Below are 21,721 nucleotides of genomic sequence, written 5' to 3'. Positions count from 1 at the left end.
TACTGGAGCCGTACGTACTGGAGCTGTACTCGATACAGCCGCACGCACTAAAGCTGCGTGACGTCCAGCTCGCCGTCCGCGTACTGCCTGCGGATCACCTTCTTGTCGAACTTGCCGACGCTCGTCTTCGGCACCGCCGGAATCACCGCCCACCGCTCCGGCAGCTGCCACTTCGCGATCTTCTCGGCGAGGAAGGCCTTCAGCGATTCGTAATCCGCGGTCGAACCCTCCTTCAGCACCACGGTCGCGAGCGGCCGCTCGCCCCACTTGTCGTCCGGGACGGCGACCACTGCCGCCTCCGCGACCTCCGGGTGAGCCATCAGCGCGTTCTCCAGATCGACGCTGGAGATCCATTCGCCGCCGGACTTGATGACGTCCTTCGCGCGGTCGGTCAGCGTCAGAAAACCGTCGGAGCTGATCACGCCGACGTCGCCGGTCTTCAGCCAGCCGTCCTCGCTGAACTTGTCCTCGGGCTTGAAGTCGTCGCCGCCCGCGCCGCCGTAGTACGCGCCGGCGATCCAGGTGCCGCGCACCTCCAGCTCACCGGCCGACGTGCCGTCCCACGGCAGGAGATCGCCGCCGGGGCCGACCAGACGGGCCTCGACGCCTGCCGGGAAACGGCCCTGCGTGACGCGGTACGGCCACTCTTCCTCCGCGCTCAGCCCCGCCGGCGGGTGCGCCATCGTGCCGAGCGGGGAGGTCTCCGTCATGCCCCAGGCGTGGCACAGCCGCACGCCCAGCTTGTCGTACGCCTCCATCAGCGCCGGCGGGCAGGCCGCGCCGCCGATGGTGACCTGCTTCATGGAGCTCAGGTCCCTGGGGTTCGCGGCGACTTCGGCCAGCAGGCCCTGCCAGATGGTGGGGACGGCCGCGGCGTGCGAGGGCCTCTCGCGCTCGATCATGTCGGCGAGCGGCGCGGGCTGCAGGAAGCGGTCGGGCATCAGCATGTTGATGCCGGTCATGAACGTGGCGTGCGGCAGGCCCCAGGCGTTGACGTGGAACTGCGGGACGACGACGAGGGTCGTGTCGCGCTCCGTCAGCCCCATCGACTCGGCCATGTTGACCTGCATGGAGTGCAGATAGATGGAGCGGTGGGAGTAGACCACGCCCTTGGGGTCGCCGGTGGTGCCGGAGGTGTAACACATGGCCGCGGCGGAGCGTTCGTCCAGCTCCGGCCAGTCGTAGCTGGTCGGGCGGCCGGCGATCAGCTCCTCGTATTCGTGCACGCGCGCCTGGGTGTCGGCCAGGAGTCCGCGGTCGCCCGGGCCGGACACCACAATGTGCTCGATCGTCGGCAGATCCGGCAGCAGCGGCGCGAGCAGCGGGAGCAGCGAGCCGTTGACGATGACGGCGCGGTCGGCGGCGTGGTTGACGATCCACACCAGCTGCTCCGCGGGCAGGCGGAGGTTGAGGGTGTGCAGTACGGCCCCCATGGAGGGGATCGCGAAGTACGCCTCGACATGTTCGGCGTTGTTCCACATCAGGGTGGCGACGCGCTGGTCGCCGTCGATCCCGAGCTCGTCGCGCAGGGCGTTGGCCAGTCGGGTCGCACGCTCACCGACCTCCGCGAAGGTGCGGCGCTGCGGCTCGGCCTCACCTGTCCAAGTGGTGATCTGCGACTTTCCGTGGATCGTCATCCCATGCTGAAGGATGCGGGTCACAGTCAGCGGTACGTCCTGCATGGTGCTCAGCACGGCGTCCTCCCGGTGGGCGCTAGCGCTAGGTGGCAGTAAAGGTGTGAAGATTCTGCTCACGTACCGCTTGGTATGTCACTACCCGGGAGTAAGGATTCATCGCACATCAGCGCACGGGCGGGACTGGATCAGCACACCGGGGCCGGTCCGGATCAGCGCACGGGCGAAAGTTCCGGGTCCTCGCGGAGCTTGCCGAGCGCCCGGGACACCGCGCTCTTGACCGTGCCGACCGACACTCCGAGCACCTCGGCAGTCTGTGCCTCGCTGAGATCCTCGTAGTAACGGAGCACGACCATCGCCCGCTGCCGGTCCGGCAGCTTCATCACGGCGCGCCACATCGCGTCGTGCAGCACCTGCTGCTCGGCGGGGTCCGGCGTGGGCACCGTCTCCGGCTCGGGCAGCTCGTCGCAGGCGAACTCGTCCACCTTGCGCTTGCGCCACTGCGAGGTACGGGTGTTCAGCAGGGCACGGCGGACATAGCCGTCGAGCGCCCGGTGGTCCTCGATCCGCTCCCACGCGACATACGTCTTCGTGAGCGCGGTCTGCAGCAGGTCCTCGGCGTCGCTCGGGTTCGCGGTGAGCGAGCGGGCGGTACGCAGCAGTACGGGCCCCCGCGCCCGTACGTACGACGAGAACGACGAATAGCGTGCGCCGGGCGCATAGCGCCCGGTCGGCGCGTAGGAAGGCACCGGCGCGGCGGCCTTCGAAGCGCTTGTGCAGACTGGCGTGGTCATAGGTCCACGCTAGGAGTGGGCAGTACTGTCGCGGATCGGCCCCAGGTCCCGAAGCGTTGTCCGCCTCAGGTTGTACTGGTGGCGTTGCCCTCACCTCCTGAAGGTGGAGGAGACCCTCAGGGTCGGACAGGGCAGCGGACACGCCCACGGTCACCGTCAGGGCCGCCGATGCGCATACCGATACGCGTACCGATGCGCATACTGACGCGGATACGGCCACCACGGCTGCTCACCCGTCAGCGCCCAGGATCAGCCCGGAGGTGGGGACGCCGGTGCCCGCCGTGACCAGTGTCCTGGCCGCGCCCGGTATTTGGTTCACCGAGGTGCCGCGCAGCTGTCTGACCGCCTCCGCCATGCCGTTCATCCCGTGCAGATACGCCTCGCCGAGCTGGCCGCCATGGGTGTTCAGCGGCAGCGTGTCCGCAGCCACGAAATCCGCCGCCTCACCGGGCTTGCAGAACCCGAACTCCTCCAGCTGCATCAGTACGAACGGGGTGAAGTGGTCGTAGACGATGCCGACGTCGATGTCGCCGGGGGCGAGCCCGGACGTCCGCCACAGCTGCCGGGCGACCACGCCCATCTCGGGCAGGCCGGTGAGATCGTCGCGGTAGAAGCTGGTCATCTGCTCCTGCGCCCGGCCCGCTCCCTGCGCCGCGGCGACGATCACCGCGGGCGGCTGCGGCAGGTCGCGGGCCCGTTCGACGCTGGTGACGACGATCGCCTGGCCGCCGTCGGTCTCCTGGCAGCAGTCGAGCAGCCTCAGCGGCTCGACGATCCAGCGCGATGCTGCATGGTCGGCGAGGGTGATCGGCTTCTCGTAGAAGTACGCGGCGGGGTTGGTCGCCGCATGGCGGCGGTCGGTGACGGCGACATGGCCGAACGCCTCGGGGGTGAGTCCGTACGTATGCAGATAGCGCTGCGCTGCCATGGCGACCCAGGAGGCGGGGGTCAGCAGCCCGAACGGGAGGTTCCAGCCGAGCGCCGTGCCCTCGGCCGACGGCTCCCGGTGCTGCACTCCGGAGCCGAAGCGCCGCCCGGACCGTTCATTGAACGCCCGGTAGCAGACAACCACTTCGGCGACCCCGGAGGCGACGGCCAGGGCTGCCTGCTGCACGGTGGCGCAGGCCGCGCCGCCGCCATAGTGGATGCGGGAGAAGAAGGACAGCTCGCCGATGCCGGCCGCCTGGGCGACGGTGATCTCGGGGCTCGTGTCCATGGTGAACGTGACCAGGCCGTCGACATCGGTGGGGGACAGACCTGCGTCGTCGAGAGCCGCTTGCACCGCCTCGACGGCCAGCTTGAGCTCGCTGCGCCCGGAGTCCTTGGAGAACTCGGTCGCCCCGATCCCGGCGACCGCCGCCCGGCCACCGAGCGTGTCCCGGCTGCGGATGCTCATGATCCTTCCCCCGGAACTGTCACCGTCACTGTGCCGGTGACGTGGTTGCCGATGCTGTTGGCGCCGACGATCCGCACTTCGGCGGTGTCGCCCTCCACGGAGGCGACCGTGCCGCTCAACACCATGTTGTCTCCCGGGTAGTTGGGCGCGCCCAGCCGGATCGCGACCTTACGGAGCACGGCCCGCTCCCCGAAGCAGTCGGTGATGTACCTCCCGACCAGGCCGTTGGTCGTGAGGATGTTCATGAAGATGTCCGGGGATCCCTTCTCCTTCGCGAGCTCGGAGTCGTGGTGGACGTCCTGGTAGTCGCGGGAGGCCACGGCCCCGGCGACGATCAGTGTGCGGGTGATGGGGATGGCCAGTGGTGGCAGCTCTTCTCCGGCACTCGTCATACGGGCTCCTCCTTCGCGAGCAATTGGCCCAGTTCGGCGAGGAGTTCCGCGCCGCAGCCGAGGTAGGCGTCCAGCTGGCGCCCCCACAGGAAGTGCCGATGGACGGGATGGTCCAGGTCGGCGCCCGTCCCGCCGTGCAGATGCTGCCCGGCGTGGACGACACGCTTGCCGGCCTCGGAGGCCCACCAGGCGGCGGTCAACACCTCGGCGGCCGCGTCCAGGTCTTCGTCCTGTCGCCAGGCGGCTTCGTAGGCCGTGACCCGTATGGCCTCGGTGTCCATGTACGCGTCGGCGGCGCGCAGCAGCACGCCCTGTTTGGTGGAGAGGGGACGCCCGAACTGCTCGCGGGTCGAGGTGTATTGGACGGCCCGGGCGAGGGAGCCCGCGCACACCCCGGCCTGCAGGGCGGCGAAAGCCGTACGCCCAAGGGCCAGCACTGATTCGTACGCACCGGGCCCGCCCAGCCGTTCGCCCGGCGTCCCGGACAGGACGAGCCGCCCGGCCGCCCAGGGCGCGGTGGTCTCCACCTCCGACACCTCCGCGTCAGCTGTCTGTACGAGCCACAGCGCCCGGTCGGCGTCGGGGACCAGCACATGCGTGGCGTCCCGCAGCCACGGCACGAACGGGAGGGCGCCGCTCAACTGCCCCGGCGCGGTGGCCCGTATCCCACCTCCGCGCGCTGGGAACGCCCCGGTCGCCACCGCCGTGCCGTCCCGTAGTGCGGGCAGCAGCCGGACGCGCTGCTCGTCCGTGCCGTGCGCGGCCACTGCCAGCAGTCCGTACACACAGGTCGCCGCGAAGGGCACCTGTGCGGTGGTCCGCCCCTGCTCCTCCAAGAGCAACACCAGACCGAGCACGCCTATGTCTTCGGCGGCCCCGACAAGCCCCGCCGTACAAAGCGCCTTCCACAGCTCGGCGTCCGTCCCGGTCCCAGCGGCGGCCAGCCGCTCATGTGTGGAGAGGTCATCGAAGATCCGCGCGGCCAGCTCCTGTGCGACGCACTGCTCCTCGGTGGGTGTGAAGTCCATCAGCCCGCACCCCCCTCCGAGCCTTTGAAGACCGGTAGCTCCAACTCCGTGTCGACCCACAGGAATTCAAGCTGCACGGGCATCCCGATCCGCACCTTGTCGTACGGCACGCCGACGACATTGCTGACCATCCGCACGCCTTCCGCGAGCTCGATCAGTCCCACCGCATACGGAGGATCAAAGGCGGGGAAGGGCGGATGGTGCATCACGACGTACGAGTAGACGGTCCCCGCGCCGCTCGCCTCGACCGTGTCCCACTCCGGCGAGCCGCACACGGCGCACCCCGGCAGCCAGGGAAAGCGCAGCGTGCCGCACCCGGCGCACCGCTGTATCAGCAGCCGGTGCTCGGCCACCCCGTCCCAGAATCCGGCATTGTCCCGGTTGATCACTGGCCGTGGCCGCTCACCCTTGGGCTTCCCCCTGGGCCTCCCCTTCGCCGCCGGTGCGTACTTCAGGATCCGGAAGCGGTGGGTGCCCGCCTGCTCCCCGTCCGCCCGGACGTCCATCCGCGTCGTGACGAAATGGCCCGTCCCCAGCTTCGTCGTCTTGAGCTCCGACACCGACTCGATCACCGCGTCGAAGGTGATCCGGTCCCCCGGCCGCAGCGGCCGCAGATACTCCTGCTCACAGTCGGTCGCGACCACCGAGGTGTACCCCGCCCCGTCGAGCAGGGCGAACAGCTCGTCCTGCGCCGCCGACCGGTCCGTGTGCCCGGACAGACCGCCCATCGTCCACGCCTGCAGCATGGTCGGCGGCGCTACGGCGTCAGGGCCGGTGTAGGCGGGGTTGGCGTCCCCCATCGCCTCGCACCAGTGCCTGATCATCGGTTCGTTGACCAGGTCCTTGCCGACGCCCGCCGTGGCCGCGGCCCTCCCCTCGTACGCCTTCAGCCGTCCATAGAACTCCTCGCTCACCACTTCCCCGCTCACCACCTGACCCCTCACCACCTGGCCCCTCACCACTTCCCCGCTCACCTCTTCCCCCTCTTCATGCCGAGCCGCATCGTCGCGACGATCTCCCGCTGCACCTCGCTCACCCCGCCCCCGAAGGTGTTGATCTGCGCCGCTCTGTTCATCCGCTCCAGCTCCCCGTCACCCAGAGCTCCGATGTCGAGCGAGCCGGGCGAGCCGCCCCGGATCAGCCCCGCCTCCCCCGTGATTTCCTGGCACATTCGATACACCTCGACCGCGGATTCGGTTCCCGTGAACTTCACGCCGCTCGCATCGCCGGGCGCCAGCCGTCCCGCCCCCACATTGCCCACCAAACGCCAGTTGAGCAGGCGCGTTGCCGCCAGCCGGGCGTGCACTTCAGCCGCTCTGAATTGCACCCACGACTCGTCAATCCGGCGCTCGCCCGTCACTGGATCGGGTGTACGCGCCCGCTCCAGCGCCGCCTCGTAGAAGTCCTCGGCCTGCATCCCGATCGCCGCGAGCGCCACCCGCTCATGGTTGAGCTGGTTGGTGATCAGCCCCCAGCCGCCGTTCTCCTCGCCGACCAGGTTCTCCACGGGCACCCGTATCCCGTCGTAGTACGTCGACGTCGTGGTCAGCCCGCCCACTGTCTCGATCGGCGTCCACGCGAATCCGGGCGCGTCCGTCGGCACCAGGATGATCGAGATGCCCTTGTGCTTGGGCGCCTGCGGGTCCGTACGGCAGGCGAGCCAGATCCAGTCCGCGTTCTGGCCGTTGCTGGTGAAGATCTTCTGCCCGTCTACGACCCAGGAGCCGCCCTCAGCTGTGCGTTCCCGCACGGCGCGCGTACGCAGCGAGGCGAGGTCCGTCCCGGCCTCCGGCTCGCTGTAGCCGATCGCGAAGACGACGTCGCCGCTGAGGATGCGCGGCAGGAAGTACGACTTCTGCTCCGCGGTCCCGTACTTCATCAGGGTCGGGCCTACGGTGTTCAGCGTCACCATGGAGACGGGCGCACCCGCCCGGTACGCCTCGTCGAAGAAGACGAACTGCTCGTCGGGGCCCCGCCCCTGGCCTCCATACTCAACGGGCCAGCCGAGCCCCAGCAGCCCATCGGCGCCGATACGTCGCAGCAGCCGGCGCTGCCCCGTCTCGTCGTCGGCGGGCGGCGGTCCGTCCGGCATCACATCTCGGAAGTACGAACGCAGTTCGGCGCGCAGCTGCTGCTGCCGCTCCGTCGGGGCGAGGTGCACGGGCGGCCGCCTCCCGGGCGTACGAGTCAGGGTTTCTGACTGTCCGTCAGATACGCACCCGCTGTCAAGGCCGGCGCCGGACGCGGCCACCACGTACAGCGGCACGCTCACAGCGGCACGCACAACCGCACGCACAGCAACAGCAGACGGCCACGACGCACAACCGCCTGCGCGGCGGCACCGAAGTGCCGCCGCGCAGGCAGTCGTTCACCCCTTGATCGCACCCCCCTCGGGCCGTCACCACCACAGACTCGTGAAGTTCACCACCGTGTTGGACTGGTCGATCGCGGTGAAGCCGGAGCCGTTCACACTGGCGGTGTTGTTCTGGTTGGACGCGCCGGCGCCGCTCGCCACCTGCTGAGTGGTAGTCGAATTGCCCCAGTTGTCGCCGCCGACTCCGCTGACGACCGACGCCACCGTCGCGTTCGACCCGTCGTCCGCGAACGCGCCGTTGTCGGCCTGGGCAACACCCGAGAAGAGGGCGGTGGCGAGGGGCAGAGCGGCGACAGCGGCGATGGCGCGGGCGGTGCGGATGCTTGCCATGTCATTTCCTCCATGAACCGGAACTGCAGAAGTACGGCTTGCTCCAGGGCAGTTGGCCGACCGCCCCGGATCGTGGTCACGACGTCGCGGGATCAGAGTTGCCCACCGAATCCCCGGCGAACCACGCCGGAGCACCCAATTCGCCCTCAAGCGTGATGACATGCCGATAAACCCCCTTCACGCCCGCAGAGCCCTCAGTTCACGTCGGCGCGCACCACAGAGCCCGGCCAGGACAAGAGGTGAAGCGTTTCGGCATGTTTTCGGCCAGTATTCCCCTCTTCCCTTCTTCGAACGCTTGTACGAAAATAGAGCCATGGCCATCACCGACCGGCAGACCGCCACCCTGGCCCTCGCCCACGCTCTTTCCGCCGCCGAGCGCGGGCTCCCCGTCATTCCCCTGTCCCCCACCAAGCTCCCCGCCCTGCGCTCACCCCACCGGGGCGACCCCGAGCCGGTCCTGTGCCGCGGAGAATGCGGACTGCCGGGCCACGGCGTCCACGACGCCACCACCGACCCGGCGGGCATCCGCGCCCTGTTCGCCGCCGCCCCTTGGGCCACCGGCTATGGCATCGCCTGCGGCCGGCCGCCGCACCATCTGATCGGCATCGACCTCGACACCAAGTCCTCGACCGACTCCGTGGCCGCGCTGCAGCACCTGGCCCTGCGCCATCTCTTCACGATCCCGGAGACGGTCACCGTCCTCACCCCGAGCGGCGGCCGCCACCTCTGGCTGACCGGCCCGCCCGACGTCGTCGTCCCGAACTCCGCGAGCCGGCTCGCCGCCGGCATCGACGTCCGCGGCGCCGGCGGCTATCTCGTCGGCCCCGGCTCGGTGAGCGCCCACGGCGCGTACCGACTCGCGCCAGGCACGGCCGAGCTGTCCCCGGCGCCGTGCCCCCGCGCACTCCTGCGCCTCATCACACCCCCCGCACGCCCCCACCACCCCACGCACGCCGCCCCCTCCCGTCCATCCCAGGGCCAGGGCCTGGTCCAGTTCGTCCTCGCGGCCCACGAGGGCCAGCGCAACACCCGGCTTTTCTGGGCAGCTTGCCGCGCCTACGAGAACGGCTTCGGCGACGAACTCGCGGACGCCCTCACCGAAGCGGCGGTCCGCGCGGGCCTGACCGAGCACGAAGCCCGCGCGACGATCGCCTCGGCGGACCGGCTCACCTCGGGCCGGGGCCGCTGACGGAGGGCACGGGGTTGGGGAAACGGGGGTTGGGGAAACGGGGGAACGACTCCTTGGCCTGGCGGGCCGATACTGGTGGCGTGTACAGCGCGCCACGAGTGGACATCCCGGGGCCGCAGGCCGGCTCAGCGCCGCGCGAGCAGGTCGCCGCGGCGGCTACGACCTTGCCGCGCCACGGCGTGGTCAACGAGTCGGTCCGCGTGAGGGCCGCAGCCGCGCTGCGGCCCTATGTGGCCTGGTACACCGGCTACCGGCAGGACGGCTTCCCGGCCACACTGCACCGGGGGATGCCCTCGCCCTACCTGACGCTGATTTTCACGCTCGACGACCTGCTCACAGTGGCCGGCCACCCTGATCCCCGACAGGCACCGGGCAATTACGACACCCTGCTCGGCGGCCTGCACACGTCACCGGCGCTGATCACCCACCAGGGCCGGCAGTCGGGCATACAAGTTGCGCTGCATCCGCTCGGTGCGCGGGCGCTGCTCGGCCTGCCGGCCGGTGAACTGGCCAACACCGATATCCCCGCAGACGCCGTCCTGGGCCGCCTGTGCGGTGAGCTCCAGGCACGGCTGCAAGCGGCCGGTAGCTGGCCGGAGCGCTTCGCCGTGCTGGACAAGCTGCTGCTCCGGGCGACCCGCCCCTACGTAGGCGCTCCGCCCGAGGTCGCCCGCGCCTGGCAGCTGCTGATCCGCACCGGCGGTGCCGTGCCGGTGTCGGCACTGGCGGACGAAGTCGGCTGGAGCGGACGCCATCTGGCGGACCGCTTCCGCCGGGAGACCGGGCTGACGCCCAAGGCCGCCGCGAGGGTGGTCCGATTCGACCACGCCCGCAGACTGCTGGCGGCCGGTGCCGGCCGGTCGGAGCCTCCCCGGCTCGCCGACCTGGCCGCGGAGTGCGGCTACTTCGACCAGGCACACCTCGCGCGCGAGTTCCGCTCCCTGGCCGGCTGCGCCCCGAGCAGGTGGCTGGCCGAGGAGTTCCGAAACGTCCAAGCCTCCAGCGGCGGACCAGCACAGGATTGGCTGCGGCAAGAGCCCAACGAGTGCTGAAGGACTGGCCGAGGAGGCCTGGTGGACATGGACGACACAACACCGGCACCGCAGGTGTGGCCCACCCTGCGTGCCCACGACGCCCGCGCGCTGATCCGGTTTCTGACCGACGCGTTCGGATTCGAGGAGACCGTGGTCCACGGGGAGGGTGACCGCGTCGACCACGCCCAGCTGTCCTGGCCGGAAGGCGGCGGGATCATGCTCGGCTCGGCGAAGCGGGACGCCGAGACCGACGCCTGGCCGCTGCGCCCCGGAAGCTTCGGCGCCTATGCGGTCACGGCCGACCCCGACAGGTTGTACGCCCGCGCGAAGGCCGCCGGCGTGGAGATCACCTCCGAATTGCGCGAAACCGATTACGGCTCCAGAGACTTCGCCGCCCGCGATCCCGAGGGCAACCGGTGGTCGTTCGGCACCTATCGCGGCGAGCCCCGCAAGGCCGCGGATCCCGGCTGATCCGGCCATGGCACTTTCGGCGCTGTACCGGCTCCGGTCGATCTGCCTGGCACTTCCCGAGGTGGACGAGCGGCTCAGTCACGGGGAACCCACCTGGTTCGCCGCCGGGAAGAAGGTGTTCGTCACCTTCTCCGACCACCACCACGACGACCGGCTTGCTTTCTGGTGCGCGGCACCGGCCGGAGTTCAAGAACACATGGTCGCCTCCGACCCGGTGCACTTCTTCCGCCCGCCCTACGTCGGCCACCGGGGCTGGATCGGCGTCTACCTCGACGTCGCCGTCGACTGGGCTCTGGTGAAGGACCTCGTTCTGGACGCCTACTGCCTGGTCGCCCCTGCGCGCCTGATCACGGCACTGGAAGCGGAGGGCTGAGCAGAAACTCACCTGGGGGAGGCCCGGTCGGGTGGCGGACTTGTGCTCATCGCCTTGAGAACCGGCTTGCAGCGGATCACGGCGCTGACAAGGGGTGTCCGGAAGTTCCGGACACCCCTTGTCACCTGGCCTTACAGGCTCTGCGCGGTGGGTGTGGGATTTGAACCCACGGTGACATCGCTGCCACGACGGTTTTCAAGACCGTTCCCTTAGGCCGCTCGGGCAACCCACCCACGCCCCAGCCACCTGCGGCGGAGCGGGCTACAGACTACCGGGATCAGCTGTCGCCCGTGCGCTTGCCCAGGATGACCTCCGCTTTGTGCTCCTTGCCGTCGCGCTGGTACGTGAGCGTCACCTTGTCGCCCGGCTTGTGGTTCCAGATCTCGCTGATCAGGGTCGGACCGCTGTCGATCGGCTTGCCGTTGAACTTGGTGATGACGTCGCCCGCCTTGAAACCTGCCTTCGCGGCCGGGCCGTCCGGGGTCACCGACGGGGTGCCCCCCGCGCCCTCGGCGGCGATCTTGGCTCCCGAGTCCTTGCTCGACATGTCGACCGTCGCGCCGATCACCGGGTAGACCGGCTTGCCCGTCTTGATCAGCTGCTCGGCGACGTTCTTCGCCTGGTTGATCGGGATGGCGAAGCCGAGGCCGATCGAGCCCGCCTGCGACTGGCCGAGGCCGCCGCTGCCCGCCGACTGGATCGCGGAGTTGATACCGATCACCGCACCGCGCGAATCGAGCAGCGGGCCGCCGGAGTTGCCCGGGTTGATGGAGGCGTCGGTCTGCAGGGCGCTCATGTACGAGTTCTTGCCGCTGGAGCCGTCGCCCGAGGCGACCGGGCGGTTCTTGGCGCTGATGATGCCGGTGGTGACGGTGTTCGACAGGCCGAAGGGCGCGCCGATCGCGATGGTCGAGTCGCCGACGGCGACCTGCTCGGAGTTGCCGAGGGCCAGCGGGTTCAGCCCCGAGGGGGCGTCCTTCAGCTTCAGTACGGCTACGTCGTAGCCCTCGGCCCGGCCGACCACCTCGGCGTCGTACTTCTTGCCGTTGGAGAAAGTCGCGGACACCGTGCCGCCGTCGGCCGCGGAGGCCACCACGTGGTTGTTGGTGAGGATGTGGCCTTCCTTGTCGTAGACGAAGCCGGTGCCCGTGCCGCCCTCGGTCTCGCTGTTGCCGCCGACGCCGCCCCCCGCCTTCGCCTCGATGGTGACCACGCTCGGCAGCGCCTTGGCCGCGACCGCGGCGACCGTTCCCGGCTCGCGCTTGAAGTCCTTGGGCGCGTCCGCCGCGGAGACCGTGGTCGAGCCGGAGGTGTCGTCGTTGCGCTCAGCGGCCCAGTAGCCGATTCCGCCGCCGACGCCGCCCGCTACGAGCGCGGCGGCGAGCACCGCGGCTACCAGTCCGCCGGAGCGTTTGCGCGGGGGCTCGGAGACCTGGGCCGACGAGCCCCAGACCGGGCGGCCGCCGCTGCCGCCCCCATAGGAGGGGAGTGCGGGCGGGGGCGGCGGCCAGCCGGGTGCCGGGTGGTGCGCGCCTGTCGGCGCGACGGCCGGGACGGGACCGGGCAGCGGCGCGGTGGCAGGGTCGGGCTGGGGGGAGTGCCCGGGCCGCTCGGCCGCAGCCGCTGCCGGCTGGGTGTGGTGGTGCGTCCCGTCCTGGTGAGCTGATTCGGCTGTCTGCGGTGTCTCGGCTACTGAAGCGGATGCCGGCGTGCCTTCGGGAGCGGCGCCCGGCACAGGAGGTACGGACGGGGCGGCCGGGACCGCAGTGCCCTCGTTCTCGGTGCTCACAGCTTTCTCCTCAGGTTTTCCACAGGTTCCTCATCAGCGCTCGCAACTGTCTGCCGTCAGCTTTTCCCACCACACGTCAGACCACTGTAAGCAGGACCTGTGTGTATCTCGGCTATCCTTTACGTCCGACAAAACGGACGCACCTCCAAAGCCACCGGACGGCCGTCAGACAGCCACCGGACGCCCTCGAACCCGCTTCCGGACCAGCCCCCGGCACGCGCCTACCCCGCCTCGGTGACACCATGACGCGGTGACTCAAGCACGGCAGCACAACATCCAGGTCGTCGCCCACCGAGGCGCCTCCGAAGACGCCCCCGAGCACACCCTGGCCGCGTACAAGAAGGCGATCGAGGACGGCGCCGACGCCCTCGAGTGCGATGTACGGCTCACCGCCGACGGGCATCTCGTCTGTGTCCACGACCGTCGCATCAACCGCACGTCCAACGGCCGAGGCGCCGTCTCCGCCCTGGAACTCGCAGATCTCGCGGCCCTCGACTTCGGGTCGTGGAAGGACAGCGAGGAGAGCCCCGACTGGGGAGACCCGTCCTTCACCTCCGTACTCACCCTGGAACGGCTGCTGGAGCTGGTGGCCGATTCCGGCCGCCGCATCGAGCTGGCCATCGAGACCAAGCACCCCACCCGCTGGGCGGGCCAGGTGGAGGAGCGGCTGCTTCACCTTCTCGGGCGCTTCGGCCTGTCCGATCCGACCACGGCCGACGACTCGCCCGTACGGATCATGAGCTTCTCGGCCCGGTCCCTGCACCGGGTCTCGGCGGCTTCGCCGAACCTCCCCACTGTCTATCTGATGCAGTTCGTGACGCCGCGGCTGCGCGACGGGCGGCTGCCGGCCGGCGCGCGGATCGCCGGCCCGGGCATGCGGATCGTCCGCAACCACCCCGGATATGTCGCCCGGTTGCACCGCGCGGGCCATCGCGTGCACGTGTGGACCGTCAATGAACCGGAGGACGTCGAGCTCTGCTCCCGCCTCGGTGTCGAGGCGATCATCACCAATCGCCCCAAACAGGTGTTGTCCCAACTAGGCCGCCTCTAACGCTGATTACAGGGAGTGCACCGGCGCGTTCGTTCCGTATTGGATCGTTACGAGTGCGTCACTGGCCCGCGCTTGGCCGGTTTCCGGTCCAGTCCATTGGGGCATTCACACCGTGGCGTGGGGCAAAGGAGGTCTCGGGGGTGGCGTTGGTGGTGGCACAGGAGGTGCCCACGTCGTCGAGCATGGCCGTACCCCATGGCCCTGCGGGCGTGGGTGAGGCGAGACACCGGATGCGTGAGCAATTGCGCCGCAACGGAATGTCCGAATCGGTCGTCGACGATGCAGTACTGATCCTTTCCGAACTGCTCAGCAATGCCTGTCGGCACGGCAGGCCGCTGGGGCACGCGGAGGTGGGCGACGGCGACATCCGCGCCGCCTGGCGCGTCGACAGGGCAGGCCGGCTCACCGTCGAGGTGACGGACGGAGGCGGTCCTACCCGGCCGGTTCCAGCCACGCCATCGGTCACCGCGCGAGGCGGCCGCGGGCTCAACATCATCAGCGCGCTCGCCCAGGACTGGGGTGTTCGCGACAGCGCGACCGGTGAGGTCACGGTGTGGGTGATTGTCACCGAAGGTCACCGCCGCGAAGATTTCGCTACGCGCGTCGCAGGCCCCGGATTCGACTTCGCGGAGTCGTACGACGACCTCGACTGAGGCCGACGGAGTTCTACGGGCCCGGCGGAGCTCAGCGGAGAGCCCCGCCGACAGCCGTGCGGCGGGCGCGACAACAGCCCGACCGACAATCCGAGCGACAGCCGTGCGGCGGGCCCGACCAACAACCCGACCGACAGTCGTGCGGACAGCCGACCGACAGCCGGGCGGGGGGCCCGGCCGACAGTCGGCCGAGCTGTCCCGGGCTCGGCTCAACCCGATGCAGGGCCCAGCCAAGCTGTACTGAACCCGGCCGACGGCTAGGCTCGCGCCCGACGACACAGCACACAGCACCGCCGTAATCGGGAGAAAGCCACACCATGGCCAAGAAGCGACCCCAGACCAAGGCCGGGAAGCCGCAGCTCAGGGACGGAGAGATCCCCGTGGTCGGGGCCCGCGAGCCCTGCCCCTGCGGATCTGGCCGCCGCTACAAGGCCTGTCACGGCCGGGCCGCCGCGCACGCCGTGACGGAGCTGGTCCAGCGCCCGTTCGAGGGACTGCCCGGCGAGTGCGACTGGGTGGCCCTGCGCGAGCTGGTGCCAGCCGCGACCGCCACGCTCACCCTCAAGGGCGGGCTGCCCGAGGACGTGCCGTCCGTGACACTCGCGACCGTACTGCCGATGGCCTGGCCCGCCCTGCGCCGTGACGACGGCTCCGTCCTGCTCGGCCTGCAGAACGACACCTCGTCCGGCGACCTCAGCCGCGATCTGGCCGACACCCTGCAGCGCGCGCTTATCGCCGAGCCCGGCACCCCGGTCGCCGCCCAGAGGGTGCCCGCCGACGGTGTGCGGCTGCAGGAGCTGCTCGACGCGGACGCCGACTTCGAGCCGACCGTCCACTCCGGCTTCGAGTTCTGGGTCCCGGACTCGGCGGGAAGCGCCACGCCCGAGGTCTCCGCATCGCTGGAGCGCGCGAACGCAGCCGCGATCCCGACAGTGAAGCTCTCCAGCGTCGAAGCCGCGTACTGGTGCGAGACCCCGGAGAAGAACCACCTCCGCTGGGTCATGCCGCACCCCGAGGAGCACCTCCTGGACGCGCTTGCCCGGCTGCACGCCGCCGGTGCCTCCTCGATCGGCGAGGGGACCAGGCTGGTCGGATCCTTCCGTGCGCACGGGCTGATGGTCCCGGTCTGGGACCTGCCGAGCTCGATGGGTGCCGAGGAGTGCGAGAAGCCGGCCGCCGAGCTCGTCGAGCGGCTCGCGAAGGCTCTCGCGACCGACGGGCCGCTGACCGCGGAGGAGCGCCGGGCGCGCGGCGGTCTCACCAACCGCCAAGTCACCCTCAGCTGAGAGTGACGGTTTCTGTCGACCGATAGGTGACCCCAGTCACAACTCGCCCTATGGACAGGTAAATCCCTGTCCGAATACCCGAGATCGAATTTGCGAACTGCCGATCTCTTGTTACCGTTCTAGAAGCCCGGTCGCTGGTGCATCCCCCGTCGCCAGCGACCGGGCGCTTCCATTTCTACGGAATGGTTCGTTCCGTCAACGGCCCGCAGGCGACGCGGAGTTGCTCCCGGACCGCAGCAGCAGCGGCCCCTCTCCGACCTCGTCGGCAGTTGCGAACTCCGCCACCGCGGAATACCCCGCGACAGCCCCACGAGAGGCCTCACGGGGCGTTTCGCAGACGTCCGGCTCGCCCCCCACCTCGACCACGCAGTTGATCTGCAGTGTGCGCCCGCCGGGTCCCATCAGAGTGAGCAGGGAAGTCAATTCCTCGCCTGTGGCATTGCGGTAGTACGTACGCGCCCAGGTGTCGCGCCCCTCGGTAAGCACGCAGGTCTGGGCTTCGACCCCGTCGGGAGAGGCGAGTTCCGGCCCACATTGCGCGGATGTGTGCGGGGCAGTGGGCCGGCTCACGCCGACGGCTGGGGATGCGCCGGGCCCGGGCAGCAGACCCGGCTCGGGCTTCGGCCTCCCCTTGTCCCCGAGAGGGGGGTCGGGCGCGGGAACGAATGCGGAGATGGCCCCCGACCCCGGCCGGAGTCCTCCCCCAGAGCCTTTGGCCCGGGAGGTACCCCCAACCGGACCTGCGGAGGCGGCCAGCGGCAGCAGCCCGGTGAACACCACGACGGCGGTGAGCCCGATCATGCGGAGATTCATGGGCCACCTGCCGACTGCGCGGGAATTCTGACGGTGGGCCGAAGATATCCACCCAATGTCGCCGCCAGTGGGGCCCCGCGCCCAATTCCCGCACAACTCGGGCCGGCCCCTACCCGTACGAGTGACAGAGCCGGCCCGGATCAAGAGATGGATCAAGGGCCCGCGGTATCGCGGGCCCTGTGCGCGTTCAGTACGCGAGGCGGCTACCGCCGTCCGGTGCGCTGGTGCTCGCCTCGACCAGCGCGTCCACCACCGCCTCCACACCCGGCAGCCAGGGAGCCGCGGATCCCGGCAGCGGCGCGCGCTCCCAGCGCACCTGGCCCGTCCCCGTCTCGGAAGGCGGCAGCACCAGATAGCCGCCCTCGCCGTGGAAGCGCAGCGAACTCGGCACGCAGTCCTTGACGAAGAGCAGTTCGCCGAGCTCCTCGAGGGTGTACGGAGCCACCAGGAGCGACCAGCGCGTGGGCGTCGCGACAACAGGACCGAGCCGCATGCCCATCCGGTCGAGCGCCGACAGCGCACGCGCCCCGGCAACCGCGGGCAGGCTCACCGCGCACGGCGCGCGCCCTCCGGTGGCCAGCATGATCGGAGCGGTGGGCCGATTGGTCCACCACCAGCGCACCATTCGCTCGTCGGTCGTCGCCGCCAGGATTCCGGGGTCGAAGGGGTGCGCGCCGGGTACGACGCACTCGGGGTCGGGGCAGGCGCAACCGCGCCCGCCGTCACCGCGACTTCCGGCCGCCTTCAGTCCCACACCGGGGAGTACCGGCCATTGCCACTCGCCGGCGCAGGTGAGCGCCGCTTCGAGCTGTACAGGCCCCCTCTTGCGCCGGAACCCGAGCCTGCGTCGCCTTCCGAGGATCTCGCGCATGAGCGCTCGTTCCTTTCCGTTGAACGCCGAGGTCCACATCACAACATGTGTGCAGCTCTTCACTGTGCGTACAAGTCGGCGCATCACCGCCCCTTGCCGGTGGCATGGGCGACCCCCCGCTTCGCCTGCGACAGGATCGCCGCCCGGGGGCCGAACGTGGGCTGTAGTCCATTAAACGCGTGGCGAGGGGTGGCGCGCGCCTGGCGCTTGCTGTCCCGCTGAACTTTTCCCCGCCACTCGGGGATGGGGCGCGGCCTCCGGCTGCTAAGACGCCCGGGCCCGCCGCCAGGTTCCGGGGCGGTCCCAACTGCCCCTGGCCATCACCGTTTACGTACCCATCACGCTTGGAATGACGCCCTACTGACCGCCCTCAGTCGACCCCAATCAACCGCCATAGGGTGCATTTTTCAGCCAAGTTAACAGTCCCGTAGACACCACCAATCCCACTGGGGCAATGCTGGACATCCCCTTACGTGTGCGTGTACATGTGGATGCATTGATAGCCGCGCAGAATGACATGGGGGTTTGCGATGCTATTGAGCGAAACGCACCAGTCGGAAAGCCGGCTGCCATGAGCGCCCCTCACCTGCCGAAAGTGGCTGGAATCGATTCAGCGGTTCCCGCTCCAGCGCACACTCCCTCCCCCCTGCCCGCCCTTCCTGCCTCAGCGGCCCCTCCCGGCGCGGTGATTCAGGACCGGCTGGCCGGCTGGGTCTCCGACCTGACCACCCTCCACGAACTCACCGAGCGCCTGGCCAGAACCGCTTCGCTCGACGACGCCCTCCATGAACTGCTGCGCGCGGGAGCCGCCCTGGTCGGCGCCCGCCGCGGCATGGTCGTCCTCGAACCCGCGCCGGGCTCCTGGCGGGCCGACTGTTTCGAGCCCGATCACGGCCCCGCCCTCACCAAGGGCCTCGGGCTCACCCATGCCGAACTTGGCCATATCGAGACGGTCCCGCGCGGCGCGACCGCGTACGGCAGGATCCTGGACGGTCAGCTCCCCGACGGGCAGCCCGGTCCGGGCGGCGTCCCGAAGGCCGTCGCCCACCCCGACCTGCTCGCCGAAGAGACCCTCGACGCCCGCCACCGCGACGTCGTCGTCCGCCTCGGCTATGCCGCCAGTTACACCCAGCCGCTCGCCTCCGAAGCGGCAGGCACGCTCGGCGCCGCCGTCTGGATGTACGACGAGCCCGCCGCGCCTGTGGAGCGCCAGTGCCATCTCGTCGGGCTCTATATGCGCTACGCCACCGAGCATCTGGCCCGGCTCCTCGAGCTGGAACACGCCCGCGCCACCGTGGCGACCGTCGCCGAGGAGCTGCTGCCCAGCCGGCTGCCCCGGGTGCCGGGCGTCCAGCTCGCCGCCAGGCACCGCACAGGACCGCACGGCGGCGGCGACTGGTACGACGCGCTGCCGCTGCCGGAAGGCGCGCTGGGACTGGCCGTTGGTTCGGTCAGCGGCTCCGGGCCGAGCGCGCTGGCCGCGATGGGGCGGCTGCGGGCATCCCTGCGGGCGTACGCCGTGATGGAGGGCGAGGACCCCGTCGCCGTACTGTCCGACCTGGAGCTGCTGCTGCGGCTGACCGAGCCGGCCAGGACCGCCACCGCGCTCTTCGCGTACGCCGAACCGGCCAGGAGGAAGATCGTGCTGGCCGGGGCGGGGCACACACCGCCGTTGGTGGTCGGCGAGCGGCGCACCGAGTTCATCGAGACGTCCCTGTCGGCCCCCCTGGGGATGCTCGCCTGCTGGGAGGCGCCGAGCGTGGAGCTTTCGCCCGAGCCAGGAGAAACGGTGCTGCTGTACACGGACGGACTGCTGCGGCGTACCGGAGATCCCATGGACCGGGCCTTCGCGCGGCTGCACGCGGCGGCGGCGAGCGTGCCTAAGGCCGTACGCCACGACCCGGCAGCGATCGCCGACCATGTGCTGCGCACGGTGCTTCCGGAGGGTCTGGACGAGGCCGACAGCGGTGAGGACGTGGTGCTGCTCGCCGCCCGTTTTGACTGACATCCCCCACGTTTTCCACAGGGCACCGGGCGGTCTTCCCGTCGCACATACGATGGAAGCCGGTCCAGTGTCGTATCGAGGAGAAGACGTGGCTGAGGAGCTCACCCCGGAGACCCCGGAAGAAGAAGAGCAGCCAATCAAGCAGCGCAAGAACGGCCTGTACCCGGGCGTGTCCGACGAGCTCGCCGAGAACATGACGACCGGCTGGGCCGACACCGAGCTGCACGATCTGCAGCCCATCGCCCAGGCCTCGCACACCGCCGCCCGCCGTGCCGCGCTCTCGGCGCGTTTCCCCGGCGAGCGCCTGGTGGTCCCGGCGGGCAATCTGAAGACCCGCTCCAATGACACCGAGTACGCCTTCCGCGCCTCGACCGAGTACGCGTACCTCACCGGCGACCAGTCCGAGGACGGCGTCCTGGTCCTGGAGCCGCACGGCGAGGGCCACCGCGCCACCATCTATCTGCTGCCCCGCTCCAACCGTGAGAACGGCGAGTTCTGGCTTTCCGGCCAGGGCGAGCTGTGGGTCGGCCGCCGCCACTCCCTCGCCGAGGCCGAGCAGCTGCTGGGCATTCCCGCCAAGGACGTGCGCGAACTGCCCGAGCAGCTGCGCCAGGCGACCGGACCGGTCCGCGCCGTGCGCGGCCACGACGCCGACATCGAGGCCGCCCTGACCGACAAGGTCACCGCGGAGCGCGACGAGGAGCTGCGCGTATACCTCTCCGAGGCGCGTGCCGTGAAGGACGAGTTCGAGATCGGCGAGCTGCAGAAAGCGTGCGACTCCACGGCGCGCGGCTTCGAGGACGTCGTGAGGGTCCTGGACAGGGCCGAGGCGACCAGCGAGCGCTACATCGAGGGCACCTTCTTCCTGCGCGCCCGCGTCGAGGGCAATGACATCGGCTACGGCTCGATCTGCGCGGCCGGACCGCACGCCACCACCCTGCACTGGGTGCGTAACGACGGCCCGGTCCGCTCCGGCGAGCTGCTGCTGCTGGACGCAGGCGTGGAGACCCACACCCTCTACACCGCTGACATCACGCGCACGCTGCCGATCAACGGCAGCTTCAACGAGCTCCAGCGCAAGATCTACGACGCGGTGTACGAGTCGCAGGAGGCGGGCATCGCGGCCGTGAAACCGGGCGCCAAGTACCGCGACTTCCACGACGCCGCGCAGCATGTGCTCGCCGAGAAGCTCGTCGAGTGGGGTCTGCTCGAAGGACCGGTGGAGCGCGTGCTGGAGCTGGGTCTGCAGCGCCGCTGGACCCTGCACGGCACCGGCCACATGCTCGGCATGGACGTCCACGACTGCGCCGCCGCGCGCACCGAGGCGTATGTCGACGGGACGCTGGAGCCGGGCATGTGCCTGACCGTGGAGCCCGGGCTCTACTTCCAGGCGGACGACCTGACGGTGCCGGAGGAGTACCGCGGCATCGGCGTCCGGATCGAGGACGACATCCTGGTCACCGAGGACGGCAACCGGAATCTGTCGGCGGCGCTGCCGCGGCAGGCCGACGAGATCGAGGCCTGGATGGCCGCGCTCAAGGGCTGACCCCCCGGACGTACAAGGAACACGGCGGAGGGCGCGCGGCTCAGGACCTCAGAAGTTCTCAGGAGTTCTCAGGAGACTCAAGAAATCTCAGGAGACCTCAGGAGACCTTGAGCAGCGCGTCCTCCCGCCATTTCAGGATCTTGTCGAAGCTGACCACCGCGCCATGGCCGGGCCGGTTGCGGAAGTGGACATGGTCGGCGAGCTGCTCGATCAGACAGAGTCCGCGGCCGCTCTCGTCGGTGAGCGCGGCCTGCGGCACGGCGTAGGCGCACCCGCCGCGCCTGGTGGGGAAGCCGGGGCCCGAATCGGCCACTTCGATACGGCACTTCTCGCCGTCCAGATACGCGGTGACGCGGTATGCGGCGGAGGCTTCGCCGGAGCCCTGCCCGCCGCCGTGCTCCACGGCGTTCGCACAGGCTTCGCTGAGCGCGACCGACAGATCGTAGGAGATGTCGGGATCGACGCCCGCGGTCTCCATGGTGCCGAGCAGCAGGCGCCGGGCGAGCGGGACGCTCGCGGCTTCGCGCCGCAAGTGGAGAGACCACCAGATGCTCATGCTCCAGCCTCCTGGCTGCGGCTCGACATACCGATACGTATTGCCGCAAGACGCGGTCCGTAAGCACACAGTTGACGTGATTGCGCTCATTCGGCGGACGCGCGCTGCTCGCGCGGCGATGTATGTCACCAAAGGG

At 69.9% G+C, this 21,721-nt stretch carries 21 protein-coding genes and 1 tRNA gene; 9 read left to right on the top strand and 13 right to left on the bottom strand.

The window, feature by feature from the left end; all coding sequences use genetic code 11:
* Window positions 1–47: 47 nt before the first annotated feature.
* The 8 genes from ACH492_RS38140 to ACH492_RS38105 form a co-directional block, all read right to left on the bottom strand.
* Entirely contained in the window at window positions 48–1,694 is a 1,647-nt protein-coding gene (locus tag ACH492_RS38140; protein ID WP_398993746.1) for a long-chain fatty acid--CoA ligase, read from the bottom strand.
* Window positions 1,695–1,846: 152 nt separating this feature from the next.
* Complete coding sequence (locus ACH492_RS38135) at window positions 1,847–2,428, bottom strand: SigE family RNA polymerase sigma factor (protein ID WP_398993745.1); 582 nt, start codon at window positions 2,426–2,428, stop codon at window positions 1,847–1,849.
* 229 nt (window positions 2,429–2,657) lie between these two features.
* Window positions 2,658–3,824, bottom strand: a complete 1,167-nt coding sequence (locus tag ACH492_RS38130; RefSeq protein ID WP_398993743.1) for a lipid-transfer protein — start codon at window positions 3,822–3,824, stop codon at window positions 2,658–2,660.
* Window positions 3,821–4,216 carry a MaoC family dehydratase gene (locus ACH492_RS38125; protein ID WP_398993741.1) on the bottom strand — a complete coding sequence of 132 codons (396 nt, stop codon included), beginning with the start codon at window positions 4,214–4,216 and terminating at the stop codon, window positions 3,821–3,823. The genes ACH492_RS38130 and ACH492_RS38125 overlap by 4 nt, the downstream gene beginning before the upstream one ends.
* A complete protein-coding gene (locus ACH492_RS38120) occupies window positions 4,213–5,244 on the bottom strand; it encodes an acyl-CoA dehydrogenase family protein (RefSeq protein WP_398993739.1) in 1,032 nt (343 codons plus the stop codon). Before ACH492_RS38120 ends, ACH492_RS38125 begins: the two co-directional genes overlap by 4 nt.
* Window positions 5,244–6,173 carry a bifunctional MaoC family dehydratase N-terminal/OB-fold nucleic acid binding domain-containing protein gene (locus ACH492_RS38115; protein ID WP_398993737.1) on the bottom strand — a complete coding sequence of 310 codons (930 nt, stop codon included), beginning with the start codon at window positions 6,171–6,173 and terminating at the stop codon, window positions 5,244–5,246. The genes ACH492_RS38120 and ACH492_RS38115 overlap by 1 nt, the downstream gene beginning before the upstream one ends.
* A gap of 41 nt (window positions 6,174–6,214) precedes the next feature.
* The gene (locus ACH492_RS38110; RefSeq protein WP_398993736.1) at window positions 6,215–7,405 is read right to left on the bottom strand and encodes an acyl-CoA dehydrogenase family protein; all 1,191 of its coding nucleotides are present in this window, start codon (window positions 7,403–7,405) and stop codon (window positions 6,215–6,217) included.
* 237 nt (window positions 7,406–7,642) lie between these two features.
* A complete protein-coding gene (locus ACH492_RS38105) occupies window positions 7,643–7,948 on the bottom strand; it encodes a hypothetical protein (protein ID WP_398993734.1) in 306 nt (101 codons plus the stop codon).
* A 313-nt stretch (window positions 7,949–8,261) separates the two neighbouring features.
* Between ACH492_RS38105 and ACH492_RS38100 the strand changes: the two genes are divergently transcribed.
* From ACH492_RS38100 to ACH492_RS38085, 4 genes are all read left to right on the top strand, one after another.
* Complete coding sequence (locus ACH492_RS38100) at window positions 8,262–9,137, top strand: bifunctional DNA primase/polymerase (RefSeq protein WP_398993732.1); 876 nt, start codon at window positions 8,262–8,264, stop codon at window positions 9,135–9,137.
* 80 nt (window positions 9,138–9,217) lie between these two features.
* A complete protein-coding gene (locus ACH492_RS38095; protein WP_398993730.1) occupies window positions 9,218–10,189 on the top strand; it encodes a helix-turn-helix domain-containing protein in 972 nt (323 codons plus the stop codon).
* A gap of 27 nt (window positions 10,190–10,216) precedes the next feature.
* Complete coding sequence (locus ACH492_RS38090) at window positions 10,217–10,642, top strand: VOC family protein (protein WP_398993728.1); 426 nt, start codon at window positions 10,217–10,219, stop codon at window positions 10,640–10,642.
* 7 nt (window positions 10,643–10,649) lie between these two features.
* A complete protein-coding gene (locus ACH492_RS38085) occupies window positions 10,650–11,015 on the top strand; it encodes an MmcQ/YjbR family DNA-binding protein (RefSeq protein ID WP_398993726.1) in 366 nt (121 codons plus the stop codon).
* Between the two features lie 145 nt (window positions 11,016–11,160).
* Here the strand turns inward: ACH492_RS38085 and ACH492_RS38080 are convergent.
* Together ACH492_RS38080 and ACH492_RS38075 are read right to left on the bottom strand one after the other, a co-directional pair.
* Window positions 11,161–11,247: transfer RNA gene (locus tag ACH492_RS38080), tRNA-Ser, on the bottom strand.
* 45 nt (window positions 11,248–11,292) lie between these two features.
* Window positions 11,293–12,804, bottom strand: a complete 1,512-nt coding sequence (locus ACH492_RS38075) for a trypsin-like peptidase domain-containing protein (RefSeq protein WP_398993724.1) — start codon at window positions 12,802–12,804, stop codon at window positions 11,293–11,295.
* Window positions 12,805–13,054: 250 nt separating this feature from the next.
* Between ACH492_RS38075 and ACH492_RS38070 the strand changes: the two genes are divergently transcribed.
* The 3 genes from ACH492_RS38070 to ACH492_RS38060 all read left to right on the top strand — a co-directional run bounded on the left by ACH492_RS38070 (window position 13,055) and on the right by ACH492_RS38060 (window position 15,794).
* Entirely contained in the window at window positions 13,055–13,855 is an 801-nt protein-coding gene (locus ACH492_RS38070; protein WP_398993723.1) for a glycerophosphodiester phosphodiesterase, read from the top strand.
* 53 nt (window positions 13,856–13,908) lie between these two features.
* Window positions 13,909–14,508 carry an ATP-binding protein gene (locus ACH492_RS38065; protein ID WP_398993721.1) on the top strand — a complete coding sequence of 200 codons (600 nt, stop codon included), beginning with the start codon at window positions 13,909–13,911 and terminating at the stop codon, window positions 14,506–14,508.
* 317 nt (window positions 14,509–14,825) lie between these two features.
* Window positions 14,826–15,794: a DUF5926 family protein gene (locus tag ACH492_RS38060; protein WP_398993719.1), complete on the top strand. Its 969-nt coding sequence runs from the start codon at window positions 14,826–14,828 to the stop codon at window positions 15,792–15,794.
* 195 nt (window positions 15,795–15,989) lie between these two features.
* Here ACH492_RS38060 and ACH492_RS38055 read toward each other — a convergent pair whose 3' ends face one another.
* Both ACH492_RS38055 and ACH492_RS38050 read right to left on the bottom strand, forming a co-directional pair.
* Complete coding sequence (locus tag ACH492_RS38055) at window positions 15,990–16,607, bottom strand: hypothetical protein (RefSeq protein WP_398993718.1); 618 nt, start codon at window positions 16,605–16,607, stop codon at window positions 15,990–15,992.
* Window positions 16,608–16,794: 187 nt separating this feature from the next.
* A complete protein-coding gene (locus tag ACH492_RS38050; protein WP_398993716.1) occupies window positions 16,795–17,478 on the bottom strand; it encodes a bifunctional DNA primase/polymerase in 684 nt (227 codons plus the stop codon).
* Window positions 17,479–17,932: 454 nt separating this feature from the next.
* On the opposite strand from ACH492_RS38050, the gene ACH492_RS38045 reads away from it, so the two are divergent.
* Window positions 17,933–19,483, top strand: coding sequence for a PP2C family protein-serine/threonine phosphatase (locus tag ACH492_RS38045; protein ID WP_398993714.1), 1,551 nt, complete (start codon window positions 17,933–17,935; stop codon window positions 19,481–19,483).
* An 88-nt stretch (window positions 19,484–19,571) separates the two neighbouring features.
* Complete coding sequence (locus tag ACH492_RS38040; RefSeq protein WP_398993712.1) at window positions 19,572–21,029, top strand: aminopeptidase P family protein; 1,458 nt, start codon at window positions 19,572–19,574, stop codon at window positions 21,027–21,029.
* 97 nt (window positions 21,030–21,126) lie between these two features.
* Here the strand turns inward: ACH492_RS38040 and ACH492_RS38035 are convergent, their stop codons facing one another.
* A complete protein-coding gene (locus ACH492_RS38035; protein ID WP_307662401.1) occupies window positions 21,127–21,585 on the bottom strand; it encodes an ATP-binding protein in 459 nt (152 codons plus the stop codon).
* Between the last annotated feature and the right edge of the window lie 136 nt (window positions 21,586–21,721).

The organism is Streptomyces sp. NPDC019443 (assembly GCF_044389785.1).
Taxonomy (GTDB): Bacteria; Actinomycetota; Actinomycetes; order Streptomycetales; family Streptomycetaceae; genus Streptomyces.
This window is presented reverse-complemented; position numbering and strand designations above follow the sequence as displayed.